Below are 14,937 nucleotides of genomic sequence, written 5' to 3'. Positions count from 1 at the left end.
GTGGACAGCAGCAGCCAGGCCAGCCTGCAGCAGCAGGGCGAGACCGCCCAGGTGGCCAGCGCCATCGCCCAGATGGCGGCCAGCGTGCAGGAGGTGGCGCGCCACGCCCAGCTCAGCGCCAGCGCGGCCAGCGAGGCCGACCTGGAAACCGCCAATGGCCTGCAGCTGGTCGAGCAGACCCGCCAGCTGATCGCCGCGCTGGCCGGCGAAGTGCAGCAGAGCAGCCAGGTGATCCACCAGCTGGAGCTGCACGGGCAGAAGATCAACCAGGTGCTGGAGGTGATCCAGGGCATCGCCGAGCAGACCAACCTGCTGGCGCTGAACGCCGCCATCGAGGCGGCGCGGGCCGGCGAGGCCGGGCGCGGCTTCGCCGTGGTCGCCGACGAAGTGCGCGGGCTGGCCTCGCGCACCCAGCAGTCCACCGCCGAGATCAACGCCATCATCGGCACCCTGCAGCAGGGCACCGGGCAGGCGGTGGCGGCCATGCAGCGCAGCCAGCAGCAAGCCAGCGCCAGCGTCGAACAGGCCCTGCAGGCGGCCCAGGCCCTCGGCGGGATCAATCAGCGGGTCGGCCAGATCAGCGACATGAGCATCCAGATCGCCGCCGCCGTGGAGCAGCAGAGCGCGGTCGGCGACGATATCCAGCGCAACCTGTGCGGCATCCGCCAGGCCAACGAGAGCACCGTGGTGGCCAGCGACCAGAGCCGCAGCAGCGCCGAGCACGTGGCCGGCCTGGCCGAACGCCTGCAGCTGCTGGTGGAGCAGGCCTGGAGCCGGCAACAGCCGGGCTGAGGCGCGCCCGGCGCGGCCGGCTCAGAGCTCCTGGGTCACCGCTGGCGCAGGCACTGCCGCCGGCTCTGCGGGCTTTTCGGCGGCAGCCGGCGGGGCCGGGCGATCGAGCAACTGGTCAGCGGACGCCTGGGCCTGGTCGACCGTCTGGTTGATCTGATCGAGGGTTTCGCCGAGGCTCTCGCGGGCCTGCTCGACCACCGCCTGTTCGGCCTTCTCGACCAGCCCCTGGGCCGCCTGCTCGGCGCGCTCGCAGGCGCTCAGGGCCAGCAGGGCGCAGGCGCCGAGGGTGGTTTTCAACAGCATGTGCATGCTCATGTCCTCTGGTGAGATGGAGCCGTCGCCGCTGCGGGCGACGGCGGCAATGGATCAGTTCTCGGACTGCGTAACGGGCGGCAGGTTGCGGGTCTTCCACAGCGACAGCAGCACCCCGCCGATCAGCAGGCCGAGGGTCACGCCGAGGGAGATGACCGGCGGAATCTTGCCGATGATGCCGACCAGGAAGATCTTGCTGCCGATGAACACCAGCACCAGGGCCAGGGCGTACTTCAGGTAGGCGAAGCGGTGGATCAGAGCGGCCAGGGCGAAGTACAGGGCCCGCAGGCCGAGGATGGCGAAGATGTTCGAGGTGTAGACGATGAAGGGGTCCTGGGTGATGGCGAAGATCGCCGGCACGCTGTCCACGGCGAACACCAGGTCGGCGCACTCGATCAGGATCAGGGCGAGGAACAGCGGGGTCACCCACAGCACGCGCTTGCCGCCGGCATCCGCCTGGCGCACGAAGAAGCGCTGCCCGTGCAGGCGCTCGGTGACCCGCAGGTGGCGGCGCAGGAACTTGACCAGGGGGTTGTCCGCCAGGTCCGGCTCGGCGTCGACCTTGGCGAACAGCATCTTGATTCCGGTGAGCACCAGGAACACGCCGAACACGTAGAGGATCCAGCTGAACTGGTGAATCAGCGCGGCACCCAGGCCGATCATGATGGCGCGCAGCACGATCACGCCGAGGATGCCCCAGAACAGCACCTTGTGCTGGTACTGGCGGGGGATGGCCAGGAAGCTGAAGATCATCGCCATGAGGAACACGTTGTCCATCGACAACGATTTCTCGATGAGGAAGCCGGTCAGGTAGTCCATGCCGGCGTCGCCGCCTTTCTGGAAATACACCCACAGGCCGAACAGCAGGCCGGCGCTGATGTAGCCGGCGGACAGCGCCAGGCTTTCCTTGACGCCGATCTCGCGGTCGTGGCGATGCAGTACGCCCAGGTCGAAGGCCAGCAGGGCGATCACCACGCCCAGGAACAGCAGCCAGAGCCACACGGCGGTGCCGAGCAGGTCGGCGAAGAGAAACGGTTGTAAGGCGTGCATGAGCCCCTCCTTGCAGTCGAAGTTGTACCAGCTGTGACTCCGACATGGCGGCGATCAGCCGTCAGAGGGGCCCGGTGTCACGTGCGCAGGATAGGCAAGGGGGGGCGCCGCACTCAACCAGCAGGCTTTTGCAAAGTATGTCCTCGCCGCCGGGGCCCGTGCGATGATGCGCGCCCCGCAACACCTCGCCGCCGACACCGATGCCTCACTGGAAACCGCACGTCCTTCGCCTGCTCGCCCTGCTGCAACGCTACCCCGGGCTGATCGCCGCCTTCGGCTTCTGCTCCGGCGTGGCCAGCTTCATCCTGGTCGACCGCCAGGAAGGCGTGGGCCGGGTGATCGCCGTGCTGATGCTGCTGAGCTGGGCCTGGCTGCTGCTCGAAGGCCTGCTCACGCGCAGTGCGGCGCGCTGGCTGGGGCTGGAAATCCCGCCCAGGCTGCTGCGCTACCTGACCCAGCTGATCCACCAGGAAAGCCTGTTCTTCGTCTTGCCGTTCTTCTTCATCACCACCGCCTGGAACAGCGGCCAGCTGGTGTTCACCAGCCTGCTCGGCGCCGCCGCCCTGCTGGCCATCACCGACCCGCTGTACTACAAGTGGCTGGCGGCGCGGCGCTGGCTGTACCTGAGCTACCACACCCTGACCCTGTTCGCCGTGCTGCTCACCGCGCTGCCGCTGCTGCTGCAGCAGACCACCGCGCAGAGCTACCGCCTGGCCCTGGCCACCGCCCTGCTGCTGGCCGTGCCCAGCCTGGCCGGCGAACTGCGCCTGCACAACTGGCGGCGCTGGCTGGCGATGAGCGGCCTGATCGCGACGCTGGGGGCCGGCGCCTGGCTGGCACGGCCGTGGATTCCCCCGGCGACCCTGTGGCTGACCGACGTGGCGGTGAGTGCCGAGCTGCACCAGCGCACCCCCGGCCGCAGCCTGCAGCAGGTCAGTGCGCAGCAGCTGCGCAGCGACGGCCTCTACGCCTACACCGCGATCAGCGCGCCGCGCGGGCTGAACGAGCGCATCTACCATGTCTGGCGGCATGAAGGCGTGGAGGTCGACCGCATCGCCCTGGAGATCAACGGCGGGCGCCAGGGCGGCTACCGGGCCTGGACGCACAAGCGCAACTTCCCCAGCACGGTGGTCGGCAACTGGCAGGTGCAGGTGGTCACCGAGACCGGCCAGCAGATCGGCGTGCTGCGTTTCGAGGTCCGGGAATAGCTCGGCGCCGAGCCAATAGGCAGGCGGGTGCAACCGGCGGCGGCCCCGCCACGGGTTGCACCCGTCCTACGCACTGTCAGCAACGCCCGGCCGCCGGAACTTACCGGCGGCCGGGAGCCAGCCTCAGCCCTCCAGCGCCGCCGCCGGACCGAAGAACTCGTAGCGGGTCTGCTGTGGCGGCACGCCCAGCTCGCGCAGCTGGCGTTTGATCTGGGCCATGAACGGCTTGGGCCCGAGGAAATAGGCATCCACATCGCGCTCGGCCGGCAGCCAGGCCTGCAGCTGCTCGCGGCCGAGGCGGCCGGTGGCATCGCCGCCATCGCCGGCGCGGCGCTCCTCGAAGCAGTAGAAGCGCTGCAGCTGCGGATGCTGCGCAGCCAGCTCGTCGACCCGCGCGGCGAAGGCCTGCACCCCGGCATGCCGCGCGCAGTGGATGAAGCGGATCGGCCGGCCGCTGTGCACCGCGTCTTCCAGCATGGCCAGCAGCGGGGTGATGCCGACCCCGGCACTGATCAGCAGCAGCGGCTTGCGCGACGGCGTCAGGCTGAACTCGCCGGCCGGGGCGAACAGCTCCAGCTCGCTGCCTTCCCGGACCTGGTCATGCAGGTGGTTGGAGACCCGCCCGCCGACCTCGCGCTTGACGCTGATGCGGTACTCGCGGCCGTTCGGCGCGGCCGACAGCGAATAGTTGCGGCGCACTTCCTCGCCGTCCAGCTGCAGGCGCAGGCCGATGTACTGGCCGGGGACGAAGTCCACCACGGCGCCGCCATCGCTCGGCTGCAGGTGGAACGAAGTGATTTCCTCGCTTTCCGCCACCTTGCGTACCACGCGGAACAGCCGGCCGCCGCGCCAGCCGCCGGGGGCGCGTTCGGTGGCGGCATAGACTTCCTCCTCGGCGCCGATCAGCAGCTCGGCCAGCTGGCCGTAGGCGGCGGCCCAGGCGTCGATCACCGCATCGCTGGCGACTTCGGCGCCGAGCACCTCGCGGATCGCCCGCAACAGGCAGCTGCCGACGATCGGGTAGTGCTCGGGCAGGATCTGCAGCGAGACATGCTTGTTGACGATCTGCCCGACCAGCGGGCCGAGTTCCTGCAGGCGGTCGATATGCCGGGCGTACATCAGCACGCCGTTGGCCAGGGCGCGCGGCTGGTCGCCGCTGGCCTGGTGGGCCTGGTTGAACAGCGGGCGCACCTCGGGGTACTCGCCGAGCATCAGGCGGTAGAAGTGGCTGGTCAGGGCTTCGCCGCCGCTTTCCAGCAGCGGCACGGTGGCCTTGATGATCGCGATTTGTTCGCCGGACAGCATGGGTAACTCCTTGATTGCACGCAGGTTTGAATTCTGCCGAGAACAATCCACGAAGCGTGCCAGCTATTTGCCCTATATAAATCAGTGAGTTATGCGCTATGTTGTGCTTTAGACAGCATCTGCTTAGCTGTCATTCAGACCGCATGGAGTCATCATGACTACGCCACTGCTGCAGGCCCTGCTGCCGCTGGTCGACGACCTCAGCCGCGAGCTGAGCGAGGGCGAACGCTACCGCCGCCTGCTCAGCGCCCTGCGCACGCTGATCCCCTGCGACGCCAGCGCGCTGCTGCGCCTGGAGGGCGAGCAGCTGATCCCGCTGGCGGTGGACGGCCTCAGCACCGACACCCTCGGCCGGCGCTTCCTGGTCAGCGAGCACCCGCGCTTCCAGGCACTGCTGGCCCATCCGGGGCCGACCCGCTTCGCCGCCGACAGCGGCCTGCCCGACCCCTACGACGGCCTGGTCGAGCGCCACGCCGGGCAACTGGAAGTACACGACTGCCTGGGCTGTCCGCTGTTCATCGACGAACAGCCCTGGGGCCTGCTGACCCTCGACAGCCTCGACCCGGCGCGCTTCGCCCAGAGCGACCTGGACAACCTGGAAACCTTCGCCCGCCTGGCCGCCGCCAGCGTGCGCGCCAGCGGCCGGCTGCTCAACCTGAGCCGCCAGGCCGCCGCCGAACACCAGCTGGCCGAACGCTACCGCGCGCTGGCCGGGCAGGTGGCGCATGCCGAACTGATCGGCCAGAGCGCCGCGTTCAAGCGCCTGCTCCAGGAAATCGACACGGTGGCCGGCAGCGACCTGACCGTGCTGATCGGCGGCGCCACCGGGGTCGGCAAGGAACTGGTGGCGCAGACCCTGCACGCCCGCTCGCTGCGCGCCGCCCAGCCGCTGATCAGCCTCAACTGCGCGGCGCTGCCGGAAGCCCTGGTGGAAAGCGAGTTGTTCGGCCATGTGCGCGGCGCCTTCTCCGGCGCGCTCAGCGAACGCAGCGGCAAGTTCGAGCTGGCCGACGGCGGCACCCTGTTCCTCGACGAGGTCGGCGAGCTGCCGCTGGCGGTGCAGGCCAAGCTGCTGCGGGTGCTGCAGAGCGGCCAGCTGCAGCGCCTGGGCTCGGACCGCGAGCACCGGGTGGACGTGCGCATCCTCGCCGCGAGCAACCGCGACCTGGCCGAGGAGGTGCGCGCCGGGCGCTTTCGCGCCGACCTCTACCACCGCCTGAGCGTCTACCCCCTGCTGGTGCCGCCGCTGCGCGAGCGCGGCCGCGACGTGTTGCTGCTGGCCGGCTGCTTCCTCGAGCAGAACCGTGCGCGCCTCAACCTGCGCGGCCTGCGCCTGAGCGCCGAGGCCCAGGCCGCGCTGCTGGCCCACACCTGGCCGGGCAACGTGCGCGAACTGGAACACCTGATCGGCCGCGCCGCGCTCAAGGCCCTGGCCCGCCAGCCGCAGCGCCCGCGCATCCTCAGCCTGGAAGTGGCCGACCTCGATCTGCTGCCGGCAGCCGCGGCGGCGCCGGCCAGCAGCCCCAATCCGCCGCCCGCCAGCAGCACCGCCATCGACCTGCGCCAGGCCGTCGAGGCCTACCAGCGCCAGCTGATCCAGGCCGCCCTGCAGCGCCAGCAGGGCAACTGGGCCGCCGCCGCCCGCGAGCTGGGCCTGGACCGCGCCAACCTGCACCGCCTGGCCAGCCGCCTGGGGCTGAAATAGATCCCGTACAAGCGGCTTGGCGTCTGCTCACGCGAGTAGGGTGCGCACCTGGACCCGCCCGGTGCCGGCCGGTACGCACGGCGCACCCTACAAAAGCGCAGCAGGGGGCAGCAGGCGCTTAGCCGAAGAACCAGTAGCACACGCCGATGGCCGCCAGCACCCCGGCCAGGTCGGCGACCAGGGCGCAGCCCACCGCGTGACGGGCGCGCTGGATGCCGACCGCGCCGAAGTACACGGCCAGCACGTAGAAGGTGGTCTCGGTGCTGCCCTGGATGGTCGCCGCCACCAGGGCCGGGAAGCTGTCGACACCATGGGTCTGCATGGTCTCGATGAGCATGGCGCGCGCCGCGCTGCCGGAGAACGGCTTGACCAGGGCGGTGGGCAGGGCATCGACGAAGCGGGTATCCCAGCCGGCCCATTCGATCAGGCTACGGATGCCGTCCAGGCCGAAATCCAGGGCGCCGGAGGCACGCAGCACGCCGATCGCGCAGAGCATGGCGACTAGGTAGGGCAGCAGGTTCTTGGCCACCTCGAAGCCTTCCTTGGCGCCGTCGACGAAGGTTTCATAGACCGGCACCCGGCGCAGCCAGCCGACCAGCAGGAACAGCAGGATCAGGCCGAACAGCACCAGGTTGCCGAGCAGCGACGACAGCGCCGCCAGGGCCGTGGCGGTCAGCCCGCCGAGCAGGGCCATGAAGCCGCCCAATAACAAGGCCCCTGGAATCAGGTAGGCCAGCACCACCGGGTCCCACAGGCGCAGGCGCTGCATCAGCGCCACCGCCAGCAGGCCGGCCAGGGTCGAGGCGCTGGTGGCCAGGAGGATCGGCAGGAATACCAGGGTCGGGTCGGCAGCGCCCTGCTGCACGCGGTACATGAAGATTGATACCGGCAGCAGGGTCAGCGACGAGGCGTTGAGCACCAGAAACAGGATCTGCGCGTTGCTCGCCACCGTGGCGCTGGGGTTGAGCTCCTGCAGGGCCTTCATCGCCTTGAGCCCGATCGGCGTGGCGGCGTTGTCCAGGCCCAGGCCGTTGGCGGCGAAGTTGAGGGTGATCAGGCCGAGCGCCGGATGGCCGCGCGGCACCTCCGGCATCAGGCGGGCGAACAGCGGGCCGAGGGCGCGCCCGAGCAGGTCGACCAGGCCGGCCTGCTCGGCGATGCGCAGAAAGCCCAGCCACAGGGTCAGGGTGCCAAACAGCACCACCATCAGCTCGACCGAGACCTTGGCCATGGCGAACAGGCTCTCGACCATGGCCGCCCACACCGCCACATCGCCGCCTAGCCAGCGCACCAGCGCGGCGAGCGCCGCCACCACGAAGAATCCCAGCCACAGGCCATTGAGCATCGGTCACCCCCAGTCGATGGCGCGGATGATAGCGGGGCCGGCCAGCGGCGGCCATCCATCAGGCCCGACGTGCGGCCGGCGCGGATCGGCGCGACGAAAAAGCACATGAAAACTGCCGGCCGAATGTGCCACTGTTTCGCTCGCCACTAGCGTCGGATGACGCGCTCAACCTCAGGAGTACAGGGATGAAACACTTGATGCTCGCTCTCAGCCTCGGCGGCAGCCTGCTGCTGGCCGGCTGCGCCAGCCAGACCACCCAGCCCGAGCAATACTCGGGCTTCCTCGGCGACTATTCGCAGCTGCAGGCGACCACCTCGGCCAGCGGCGCGCCGGTGATGCGCTGGGTCTCGCCGGACTTCAAGCTGGCAAACTACAGCTCGATCCTGGTGGAAAAACCGCAGTTCTACCCGGCCCCGACCCCGAGCGAGCAGGTCGGCCAGGACGCCCTGAACGAGATCGCCAGCTACCTGCAACAGGCCCTGAAGCGCGAAATGCAGGGGCGCCTGGTGGTGGTCGAGCAGGCCAACCACGACAGCCTGGTGATGCGCAGCGCGATCACCGCGGTGGACGTGTCGGCCGAAGGCCTGAAGGTCTACGAGGTCATCCCCATCGCCCTGGTCGCCGCCGCCGCCAGCACCGCCGCCGGTACCCGCGACCGCACGACCGAGATCTATGTCGAGATCGAGGTGCTGGACGCCCGCACCAGCAAGCCGGTGGCCCGGGTGGTACGCAAGGGCCACGGCCTGGCCCTGGAAAACCAGAATACCCAGCTGAGCCTCGACGACCTCAAGCCGGCGCTGGATGTCTGGGCCCTCGACGCCCGCAACTTCCGCCCCTGAGGCGGACCCGGCCGGGTCTCAGCCGCCAGGCTGGTTGAGCACCTGCAGGATGGCGGCGGTTTCCGCGTCCGGCTCGCCGTCGTAGCGGGCCGGGCGGTATTTCATCTGCAAGGCCGCCAGCACGTTGCGCGTGGCATCGTCCAACACGCCGCTCTGCGGCGTGACGAAACCCAGCTGCTGCAGCTGCCCCTGGAACCAGGCCGGATCCGGCAGGGCCGTGGCGAAGCGCGCCTGCTCGCGGGCCACGGCGGCGGCATCCGGCCAGCGGATCAGCCCGGCCTCGGCCAGACGCCGCCAGGGAAACAGCGGGCCCGGGTCGACCTTGCGCTGCGGGGCGATGTCGCTGTGACCGATGATGCTGTCGATCGGCAACTGGTGACGCCGCACCAGGTCCTTGAGCAGCTCGATCAGCGCGCCGATCTGCGCCTCGCTGTAGGGCTGCCAGGCCAGCCCGTTGGGCCCCTCGGCATAGCCCTGGTTGACCAGCTCGATGCCCAGGGTGCTGGCATTCAGCCAGGTGCGTCCCTGCCAGGCACTGTCGCCGGCATGCCAGGCGCGGCGGTCCTCATCGACCAGGCGATAGATGGTCGGCGGGTTGGCGTCGATCAGGTAATGGCTGCTCACCTCGCCCTCGGTCAGCAAGGCCAGGGAATGGGCCAGGTCGGTCGAGGTGTAGTGCAGCACGATGTACTGCACCCGGCTGCTCTGGCTGCGTGCGCTGAAACTGTCGTTGATCGACGGGCCGCTGCTGCAGGCGGCCAGGAACAGGGCGGAGAAGGCGAGGAAGACGAGGCGCATCGGGGTCGGCACGGCTGGGGGCGGGCGCGCAGTTTAACCCGCCGCCCGGCCGCTGCGGGACGGCTCAGAACCTGTTCACGATCTTTTGGACTAGAGCCAGACAAGGCAAAAACAGGCGAGGAAGCGGAGTTTACGAGTTGTAAATGAGCATTCCGAGCCTGGTTTTAACGCGGTATGGCCGACGGACAGGAGATCGTGAACAGGTTCTCAGGGGGCGATATGTAACACGCTCTGCAGGTTGTCCAGGAGCATGTCGACGCTGAGCATGATCAGCAGCATGCCGGTCAGCCGTTCCACCGCCGTCAGGCCGCGCGCACCGAGGAAGCGCTGCAGCCAGGAGGCCTGCAGGAGGATCAGCGCGGTGCCCAGCCAGGCCAGGCCGACCGCCAGGTACAGTTCCCACAGCGCGCCTTCGTGGGTATTGCGCAGGGTCATCAGCACCGCCAGCGCCGAAGGCCCGGCCACCGCCGGCGTGGCCAGCGGCACCAGCAGCGGCTCGCCATCCGGCAGGTCGCCGAGCACGCCCTCGGGCCGGGGGAAGATCAGGCGCATGGCGATGACGAACAGGATGATGCCGCCGGCAATCGCCGTGGCCTCGCGCGACAGCCCGAGACCGCTGAGGATCTTGTCGCCGAAGGTGAGGAACAGCATCAGCAGGGCCAGGGCGAACAACAGCTCGCGCAGCGCCACGCGCAGGCGCCGCTCGGGAGCCACGGTCTTCAGGGCGGCGAGGAAAATGGCGATGTTGCCGAACGGGTCGGTGACCAGAAACACCAGGACGGCGATGCCGAAAATGTCCATGTTCCACTCTCTTGCGCAAATGCCTAGTTTAGCCGGCGCCCGCCTGCACGGCTGTGGCTGGCGCGGCATTCGCGGCCAGCCAGGCGACGCCCCGCGGCGCCTGCTCTGGCCGGCGACGGCTTAGACCACCAGGATGCGGTTGCGCCCTTCGCCCTTGGCCCGGTACAGCGCCTGATCGGCGCGGTCGAACACCTGCTCGGCCGACTCGCCGGCGGCAAAGGCGGTGATGCCGCCCGACAGGGTGATGGTCACCCGCTCGCCACGGAAGTGGAAGGGACAGGCCTCGATGGCCAGGCGCAGGGTTTCCATCAGCTGCTGGCCGCCCGCCAGCGGGGTGGTGGGGACCAGCAGGACAAACTCCTCGCCGCCGAAGCGGGCGATGAAGTCGGTCTTGCGCAGGCGCTTGCCCAGCTCGCTGGCGATGATCTTCAGCACCTTGTCGCCGGCCAGGTGGCCGTAGCCATCGTTGATCCGCTTGAAGTGGTCGACATCCAGCACCGCCAGCAGCAGCTCGCCGCCGTAGCGCTGCCAGCGTGCCACCTCCAGCTCCAGCCGTTCGCTCCAGCCGGCGCGGTTGGGCAGGCCGGTGAGCGGGTCGATCAGGGCCTTCTGCCGCTGTTCCTCGAGGTGATCGCGGAACACCTGCGCCTCCTGTTCCATCTCCGCGACCCGCTGTACCAAGGCCTGCAGGCGTTCGGCCACATCGGCCTCGCGGCCCTCGCGCTGGCGCTGGTGCTCGGCGACGGTGCTCAGCAGGCCGTCGAGGCGCGTCTCCAGGACGTGCTTGAGGTCGTCCAGGTCGGCCGCCCCCTGCACGCTGGCCTGCAGCCCGCCGACCTGTTCGCGCAGCTCGCGGTTGAAGCTGCGCGCGCTTTCGATCGACTCGCTGTAGCCCTCGTGGGCCTCGCTGAGGGTGCCGAGAAAGGCCGCCAGGCGCTCGTTGAGCTGCTTCAGGTAGCCGGCAAACTCACGCTGGCCGCTGTCGGTCACCGCCAGCACCAGCACCGCCAGGTCGTCCAGCAGCGGCACCAGCTCGTACCAGTTCAGGCCGCCCTGCAGGCGCTCGCGCAGGGCCTCGCCCTGGGGCTGGTGGCGCGCCGGCAGCTCCAGTTCGTCGAGCAGGCCCAGCAGGCTTTGCGCCACGTGCACCGCCACCGCGCTGTAGCCCGGCTCGGCCGACTCCGGCAAGGCATAGGCCGGGTCGTCGCTGCCGGTGAAGAAGCGCGCATCCAGCGGCAGGCTATCGAGGGTGGCGGTCGGCTTGAACGGCGCCGGCCCTTCAATGGCATCGACCTGGGGCAGCGCTGCCGCGGCGGGCTGAGCAGCCACTACCTCTGGCGCGGGAGCTGGCGTAACGGGGGCGGGGGGCGGGCTCGGTGGGGCGACCTGCGCCTGCTCGCCAGCCACCGGCAGCGGCTCGGCGGTGGCCGCCGGCGGTGTCGCGCTCGGTGCTTCTGTCGGGGCCTGGCCGGCAGCGGCCTCGTCGCGGCCGCCGAACAGGCGCTGCAGCAGGCCGGGGCGGGCGACCTGGTCGCTGCCCAGCACCTCCAGCACCTTGTGCTGCAGGCTGCTCAGCTCGGCCAGCAGGGCCGGCAGCTCGCGGGACTGGCTGGCCCGTTCGTCGATGCGCCTGGCGAACTGCTTGAGCGCCTTGCGCACCTCGCGCGGCAGCTCCAGGGCCAGCAGCTGCTCGGTCAGGCCGGTGATCCCGGCGACATTCTGCGCGCTGCGTTGCTGACGACGCTGCTCGGACTCGAGCACGGCCTTTTCCAGGCGCGGGATCAGTGCGGCCAGGCCGGCATCCATCTGCTCGCCGCGGATGATCTCGCGCAGCTCGCGCATGCACTGGTCGACGGCCTTGTCCGCACCCTCGGCGGCCAGGGAGCTGCGCACCAGGCCGCGGCGCAGCAGGTCGAGGCGGGCCTCCCAGCGCTGCTCCAGCTTTTCCTGCTGTTCCAGATTCTCGAGGTACTTGGCTTTCCAGCGCTGGGCATCATCGGTCATGGCAGCGATCCAGTGGCGAGCGGTTTCAGCTGGGGAGCCATCGCGCCGCACAGCGCGGCCGGCAGGCGGATATCGACGGCGACCGGCAGATGGTCGGAAATCGGCTGACTGAGCACCGCCACCCGTTCCAGGGCCAGGCCCGGGCTGAGCAGGATATGGTCGAGGCAGCGTTGCGGCCGCCAGCTGGGAAAGGTCGCCTCGACCTGCGGCGCGAGCAGGCCGAGGTCGCGCAGCGGCGAGTGCTGCAGCAGATCGAGGGCATGGGTGTTCATGTCGCCCATCAGCACCTGGTGGCGATAGCCGCCGATCAGCTCGCGGATGTAGGCCAGCTGGCGGGTGCGGGTGCCCGCACCCAGCGCCAGGTGCATGACCACCACCGCCAGGGCGTCCGCGCCTTCGCCAAACGCCAGCAGGATCGCCCCGCGCCCCGGCGGGCCGGGCAGCGGATGGTCTTCCAGGCGGCACGGGCGCAAGCGGCTGAGCACGCCGTTGCTGTGCTGGGCGAAGCGCCCGAGGTTGCGGTTGAGCTGCTGGTACCAGTAGGGGAAGGCGCCGAGTTCGGCGAGGTGCTGGACCTGGTTGACGAAGCCGGAGCGCAGGCTGCCACCATCGGCCTCCTGCAGGGCCACCAGGTCGTAGTCGCCGAGCAGCGCGCCGATCTTCTGCAGGTTGCCGGCCCGTCCGCGGTGCGGCAGCAGGTGCTGCCAACCGCGGGTCAGGTAGTGGCGATAGCGCTCGGTGCTGATGCCGACCTGGATATTGAAGCTGAGCAGGCGCAGCAGGCCGTCGCAGGGCAGGCCGCTGGAATCCGGACAACGGCCGTTGACCTGCGGCGGGTGCAGGCCGATCGAACGCCCGGAATTCCAGCGGCGCAGCATGGCGGGATACTCAGCGTGCGGCGCGCTCTTTGTCGATGAGGAAGTCGGCCACCTGCAGCAGCTGCTCTTCGCCGCCGGCGCTGCGCACGTCGAAACGGTACTTGCCGCCCACGATCAGCACCGGTACGCCGCTGATCTGGTAGGCCTTGGCCAGCTGGCGGGCCTTGGTCATCTGGCCTTTCACGGCGAAGGAGTTGTAGGTGCTGAGGAAGGCCTCGGCATCGACGCCCTGGCCGGCGAGGAACTCGGCCATCTCTTGCGGATCGGTCAGCTTCTTGCCTTCCTTGTGGATGGCATCGAACACCGCCTTGTGCACCTTCTGCTCGACCTTCATCAGGTCGAGGGTGATGAACAGCTGGCCGTGGATATCCCAGGTGCGCCCGAACAGGGCCGGGATGCGCACGAAGTTGACGTCGGCCGGCAGCTTTTCCGCCCAGGCATTGAGGGTCGGTTCGAGCTGGTAGCAATGCGGGCAGCCGTACCAGAACAGCTCGACCACTTCGATCTTGTCCGGCTGCGATACCGGTACCGGCGTCGCCAGCTCGACATACTGCTTGCCGGCGGTGAACGGCCCGGCCTCAATCGACTCGGCCTGGGCACCGATGCTGAACAGGCTGAGGCTGGCGAGGGCGGCACTGAAAATCAGGTTACGCATGCATGACTCCTTGGCAAATGGATGCCGCTCGGGGCGGGCCTGGGTTCGACCGGCGGCCCGGGTGCGGGTTCCTGCATTGTAGCGGCGCCGCCCACAAAAAAGGGTGGCCGTGGCCACCCTTTTTCAGACGCTCGCGCAGGACTTAGTGCAGGCCCTGGATGTAGCTGGATACCGCGGCGATATCCTTGTTGCTCAGCTTGGCCGCAATAGCGCGCATGATCAGCGTGTCGCCGTCATTGGTGCGGTTGCCTTCGCGGAAGTCGGTGAGCTGCTTGGCCACATAGGCGGCGTGCTGGCCACCCAGTTGCGGGAAGCCCGCCAGGTCGTTGCCCGCGCCGTTCGGCGAGTGGCAACCGGTGCAGGCCGGCATGCCCTGATCCAGCTTGCCGCCGCGGAACAGTTCCTCGCCACGCGCCACCAGGGCCGGATCGGCAGCGCCGACGCTCATGCTCTGGCTGGCGAAGTAGGCGGCGATGTCGGCCAGATCCTGGTCGCTGAGGTTGGTCAGCAGGCCGGTCATTTCCAGCACCTGACGCTTGCCGCCCTTGATGTCATTCAGCTGCTTGAGCAGGTAGCGCTCGCCCTGGCCAGCCAGTTTCGGGAAGTTCGGGGCGGCGCTGTTGCCGTCCGCAGCGTGGCAGGCGCCACACACAGCGGTCTTCGCCTTACCGGCTTCGGCGTCGCCGACGATCGCGGCATCGCCTGCAGCATACGCAGCAGAGGAAATGCCCAGGCTCAACAGCAGACTCACGAGTACTTTGTTCATCAGCTAATCCAATAACGGCTAGAGGTAAAAGAAATTTCTGCGGGACTACTCGCTCATCAACTTAATGACGGCCTGGTAATCCTCTGCAGTGCAATCCATGCACAAGCCACGCGGCGGCATGGCGTTCAAACCATTGGTCACGCTCTGCACCAGCGCGTCCATGCCCTTGGCCACGCGTGGCTCCCAGGCAGCCTTGTCGCCACGCTTGGGCGCCATCGGCAATTGGCCATTGTGACAAGCCATGCAGGCCTTGGCATACACCGCCTCGGCATCCTGTGCGGCCTGCACGTTAACGGACAGGGCGCAAAGCGCGGCGGCAACGATCAATACTTTTTTCATGGGCCAACCTCATCAGGGTTAGGAACGCTCTGCGTTCTATCGCGCAGCTAATTATGTCGTTCCCGGAACAACGGACGGGACAAAGCGCACACAAAATCTGCGGCATTATATACTGGCGTCGCTGAAACGGAAGCGACACC

15 protein-coding genes are annotated in these 14,937 nt (G+C 68.8%); 4 read left to right on the top strand and 11 right to left on the bottom strand.

The window, feature by feature from the left end; all coding sequences use genetic code 11:
- Positions 1-72: 72 nt before the first annotated feature.
- A complete protein-coding gene (locus tag F3I62_RS20465) occupies positions 73-792 on the top strand; it encodes a methyl-accepting chemotaxis protein (RefSeq protein ID WP_372240075.1) in 720 nt (239 codons plus the stop codon).
- Positions 793-813: 21 nt separating this feature from the next.
- Here F3I62_RS20465 and F3I62_RS02480 read toward each other — a convergent pair whose 3' ends face one another.
- Both F3I62_RS02480 and F3I62_RS02475 read right to left on the bottom strand, forming a co-directional pair.
- Positions 814-1,101, bottom strand: a complete 288-nt coding sequence (locus F3I62_RS02480; RefSeq protein WP_160488098.1) for a hypothetical protein — start codon at positions 1,099-1,101, stop codon at positions 814-816.
- Positions 1,102-1,158: 57 nt separating this feature from the next.
- Positions 1,159-2,154 carry a TerC family protein gene (locus F3I62_RS02475; RefSeq protein ID WP_160488097.1) on the bottom strand — a complete coding sequence of 332 codons (996 nt, stop codon included), beginning with the start codon at positions 2,152-2,154 and terminating at the stop codon, positions 1,159-1,161.
- A 200-nt stretch (positions 2,155-2,354) separates the two neighbouring features.
- Here F3I62_RS02475 and F3I62_RS02470 point away from each other — a divergent pair, with 200 nt between their 5' ends.
- Positions 2,355-3,362, top strand: a complete 1,008-nt coding sequence (locus tag F3I62_RS02470) for a DUF5924 family protein (RefSeq protein ID WP_160488096.1) — start codon at positions 2,355-2,357, stop codon at positions 3,360-3,362.
- A 123-nt stretch (positions 3,363-3,485) separates the two neighbouring features.
- On the opposite strand, the gene hmpA is transcribed toward F3I62_RS02470, so the two are convergent.
- Positions 3,486-4,667, bottom strand: a complete 1,182-nt coding sequence (hmpA, locus tag F3I62_RS02465; protein WP_160488095.1) for an NO-inducible flavohemoprotein — start codon at positions 4,665-4,667, stop codon at positions 3,486-3,488.
- A 151-nt stretch (positions 4,668-4,818) separates the two neighbouring features.
- Here hmpA and norR point away from each other — a divergent pair, with 151 nt between their 5' ends.
- A complete protein-coding gene (gene norR / locus F3I62_RS02460) occupies positions 4,819-6,372 on the top strand; it encodes a nitric oxide reductase transcriptional regulator NorR (protein WP_160488423.1) in 1,554 nt (517 codons plus the stop codon).
- 118 nt (positions 6,373-6,490) lie between these two features.
- On the opposite strand, the gene F3I62_RS02455 is transcribed toward norR, so the two are convergent.
- Positions 6,491-7,717 carry a nucleoside recognition domain-containing protein gene (locus tag F3I62_RS02455; RefSeq protein ID WP_160488094.1) on the bottom strand — a complete coding sequence of 409 codons (1,227 nt, stop codon included), beginning with the start codon at positions 7,715-7,717 and terminating at the stop codon, positions 6,491-6,493.
- 185 nt (positions 7,718-7,902) lie between these two features.
- Between F3I62_RS02455 and F3I62_RS02450 the strand changes: the two genes are divergently transcribed.
- Positions 7,903-8,556, top strand: coding sequence for a DUF3313 domain-containing protein (locus F3I62_RS02450; RefSeq protein ID WP_160488093.1), 654 nt, complete (start codon positions 7,903-7,905; stop codon positions 8,554-8,556).
- Between the two features lie 18 nt (positions 8,557-8,574).
- On the opposite strand, the gene F3I62_RS02445 is transcribed toward F3I62_RS02450, so the two are convergent.
- The 7 genes from F3I62_RS02445 to F3I62_RS02415 all read right to left on the bottom strand — a co-directional run bounded on the left by F3I62_RS02445 (position 8,575) and on the right by F3I62_RS02415 (position 14,797).
- Positions 8,575-9,354 (bottom strand): N-acetylmuramoyl-L-alanine amidase, encoded by a 780-nt coding sequence (locus F3I62_RS02445; protein ID WP_160488092.1) that lies wholly within the window; start codon positions 9,352-9,354, stop codon positions 8,575-8,577.
- 207 nt (positions 9,355-9,561) lie between these two features.
- Positions 9,562-10,155 carry a MarC family protein gene (locus tag F3I62_RS02440; protein WP_160488091.1) on the bottom strand — a complete coding sequence of 198 codons (594 nt, stop codon included), beginning with the start codon at positions 10,153-10,155 and terminating at the stop codon, positions 9,562-9,564.
- Positions 10,156-10,275: 120 nt separating this feature from the next.
- Positions 10,276-12,159 carry a GGDEF domain-containing protein gene (locus F3I62_RS02435; protein WP_160488090.1) on the bottom strand — a complete coding sequence of 628 codons (1,884 nt, stop codon included), beginning with the start codon at positions 12,157-12,159 and terminating at the stop codon, positions 10,276-10,278.
- Complete coding sequence (locus F3I62_RS02430; RefSeq protein ID WP_160488089.1) at positions 12,156-13,037, bottom strand: endonuclease/exonuclease/phosphatase family protein; 882 nt, start codon at positions 13,035-13,037, stop codon at positions 12,156-12,158. The genes F3I62_RS02435 and F3I62_RS02430 overlap by 4 nt, the downstream gene beginning before the upstream one ends.
- A 10-nt stretch (positions 13,038-13,047) precedes the next feature.
- Positions 13,048-13,692 carry a thiol:disulfide interchange protein DsbA/DsbL gene (locus F3I62_RS02425; protein WP_160488088.1) on the bottom strand — a complete coding sequence of 215 codons (645 nt, stop codon included), beginning with the start codon at positions 13,690-13,692 and terminating at the stop codon, positions 13,048-13,050.
- A gap of 142 nt (positions 13,693-13,834) precedes the next feature.
- On the bottom strand, positions 13,835-14,458 hold the full coding sequence (locus F3I62_RS02420) for a cytochrome c (protein ID WP_160077267.1): 624 nt from the start codon (positions 14,456-14,458) through the stop codon (positions 13,835-13,837).
- Positions 14,459-14,503: 45 nt separating this feature from the next.
- Positions 14,504-14,797, bottom strand: coding sequence for a cytochrome c5 family protein (locus F3I62_RS02415; RefSeq protein ID WP_160488087.1), 294 nt, complete (start codon positions 14,795-14,797; stop codon positions 14,504-14,506).
- Positions 14,798-14,937 lie beyond the last annotated feature (140 nt).

It is taken from the genome of Pseudomonas sp. R-28-1W-6 (assembly GCF_009799925.1).
In the GTDB taxonomy this organism is placed as follows: domain Bacteria; phylum Pseudomonadota; class Gammaproteobacteria; order Pseudomonadales; family Pseudomonadaceae; genus Aquipseudomonas.
This window is presented reverse-complemented; position numbering and strand designations above follow the sequence as displayed.

Coding starts and splice junctions, on each gene's coding strand:
- F3I62_RS20465 (WP_372240075.1), top strand. CDS start 73: ATGGCGGCCAGCGTGCAGGAGGTGGCGCGCCACGCCCAGCTCAGCGCC.
- F3I62_RS02480 (WP_160488098.1), bottom strand. CDS start 1,101: ATGCACATGCTGTTGAAAACCACCCTCGGCGCCTGCGCCCTGCTGGCC.
- F3I62_RS02475 (WP_160488097.1), bottom strand. CDS start 2,154: ATGCACGCCTTACAACCGTTTCTCTTCGCCGACCTGCTCGGCACCGCC.
- F3I62_RS02470 (WP_160488096.1), top strand. CDS start 2,355: ATGCCTCACTGGAAACCGCACGTCCTTCGCCTGCTCGCCCTGCTGCAA.
- hmpA (WP_160488095.1), bottom strand. CDS start 4,667: ATGCTGTCCGGCGAACAAATCGCGATCATCAAGGCCACCGTGCCGCTG.
- F3I62_RS02455 (WP_160488094.1), bottom strand. CDS start 7,717: ATGCTCAATGGCCTGTGGCTGGGATTCTTCGTGGTGGCGGCGCTCGCC.
- F3I62_RS02450 (WP_160488093.1), top strand. CDS start 7,903: ATGAAACACTTGATGCTCGCTCTCAGCCTCGGCGGCAGCCTGCTGCTG.
- F3I62_RS02445 (WP_160488092.1), bottom strand. CDS start 9,354: ATGCGCCTCGTCTTCCTCGCCTTCTCCGCCCTGTTCCTGGCCGCCTGC.
- F3I62_RS02440 (WP_160488091.1), bottom strand. CDS start 10,155: ATGGACATTTTCGGCATCGCCGTCCTGGTGTTTCTGGTCACCGACCCG.
- F3I62_RS02435 (WP_160488090.1), bottom strand. CDS start 12,159: ATGACCGATGATGCCCAGCGCTGGAAAGCCAAGTACCTCGAGAATCTG.
- F3I62_RS02430 (WP_160488089.1), bottom strand. CDS start 13,037: ATGCTGCGCCGCTGGAATTCCGGGCGTTCGATCGGCCTGCACCCGCCG.
- F3I62_RS02425 (WP_160488088.1), bottom strand. CDS start 13,692: ATGCGTAACCTGATTTTCAGTGCCGCCCTCGCCAGCCTCAGCCTGTTC.
- F3I62_RS02420 (WP_160077267.1), bottom strand. CDS start 14,458: ATGAACAAAGTACTCGTGAGTCTGCTGTTGAGCCTGGGCATTTCCTCT.
- F3I62_RS02415 (WP_160488087.1), bottom strand. CDS start 14,797: ATGAAAAAAGTATTGATCGTTGCCGCCGCGCTTTGCGCCCTGTCCGTT.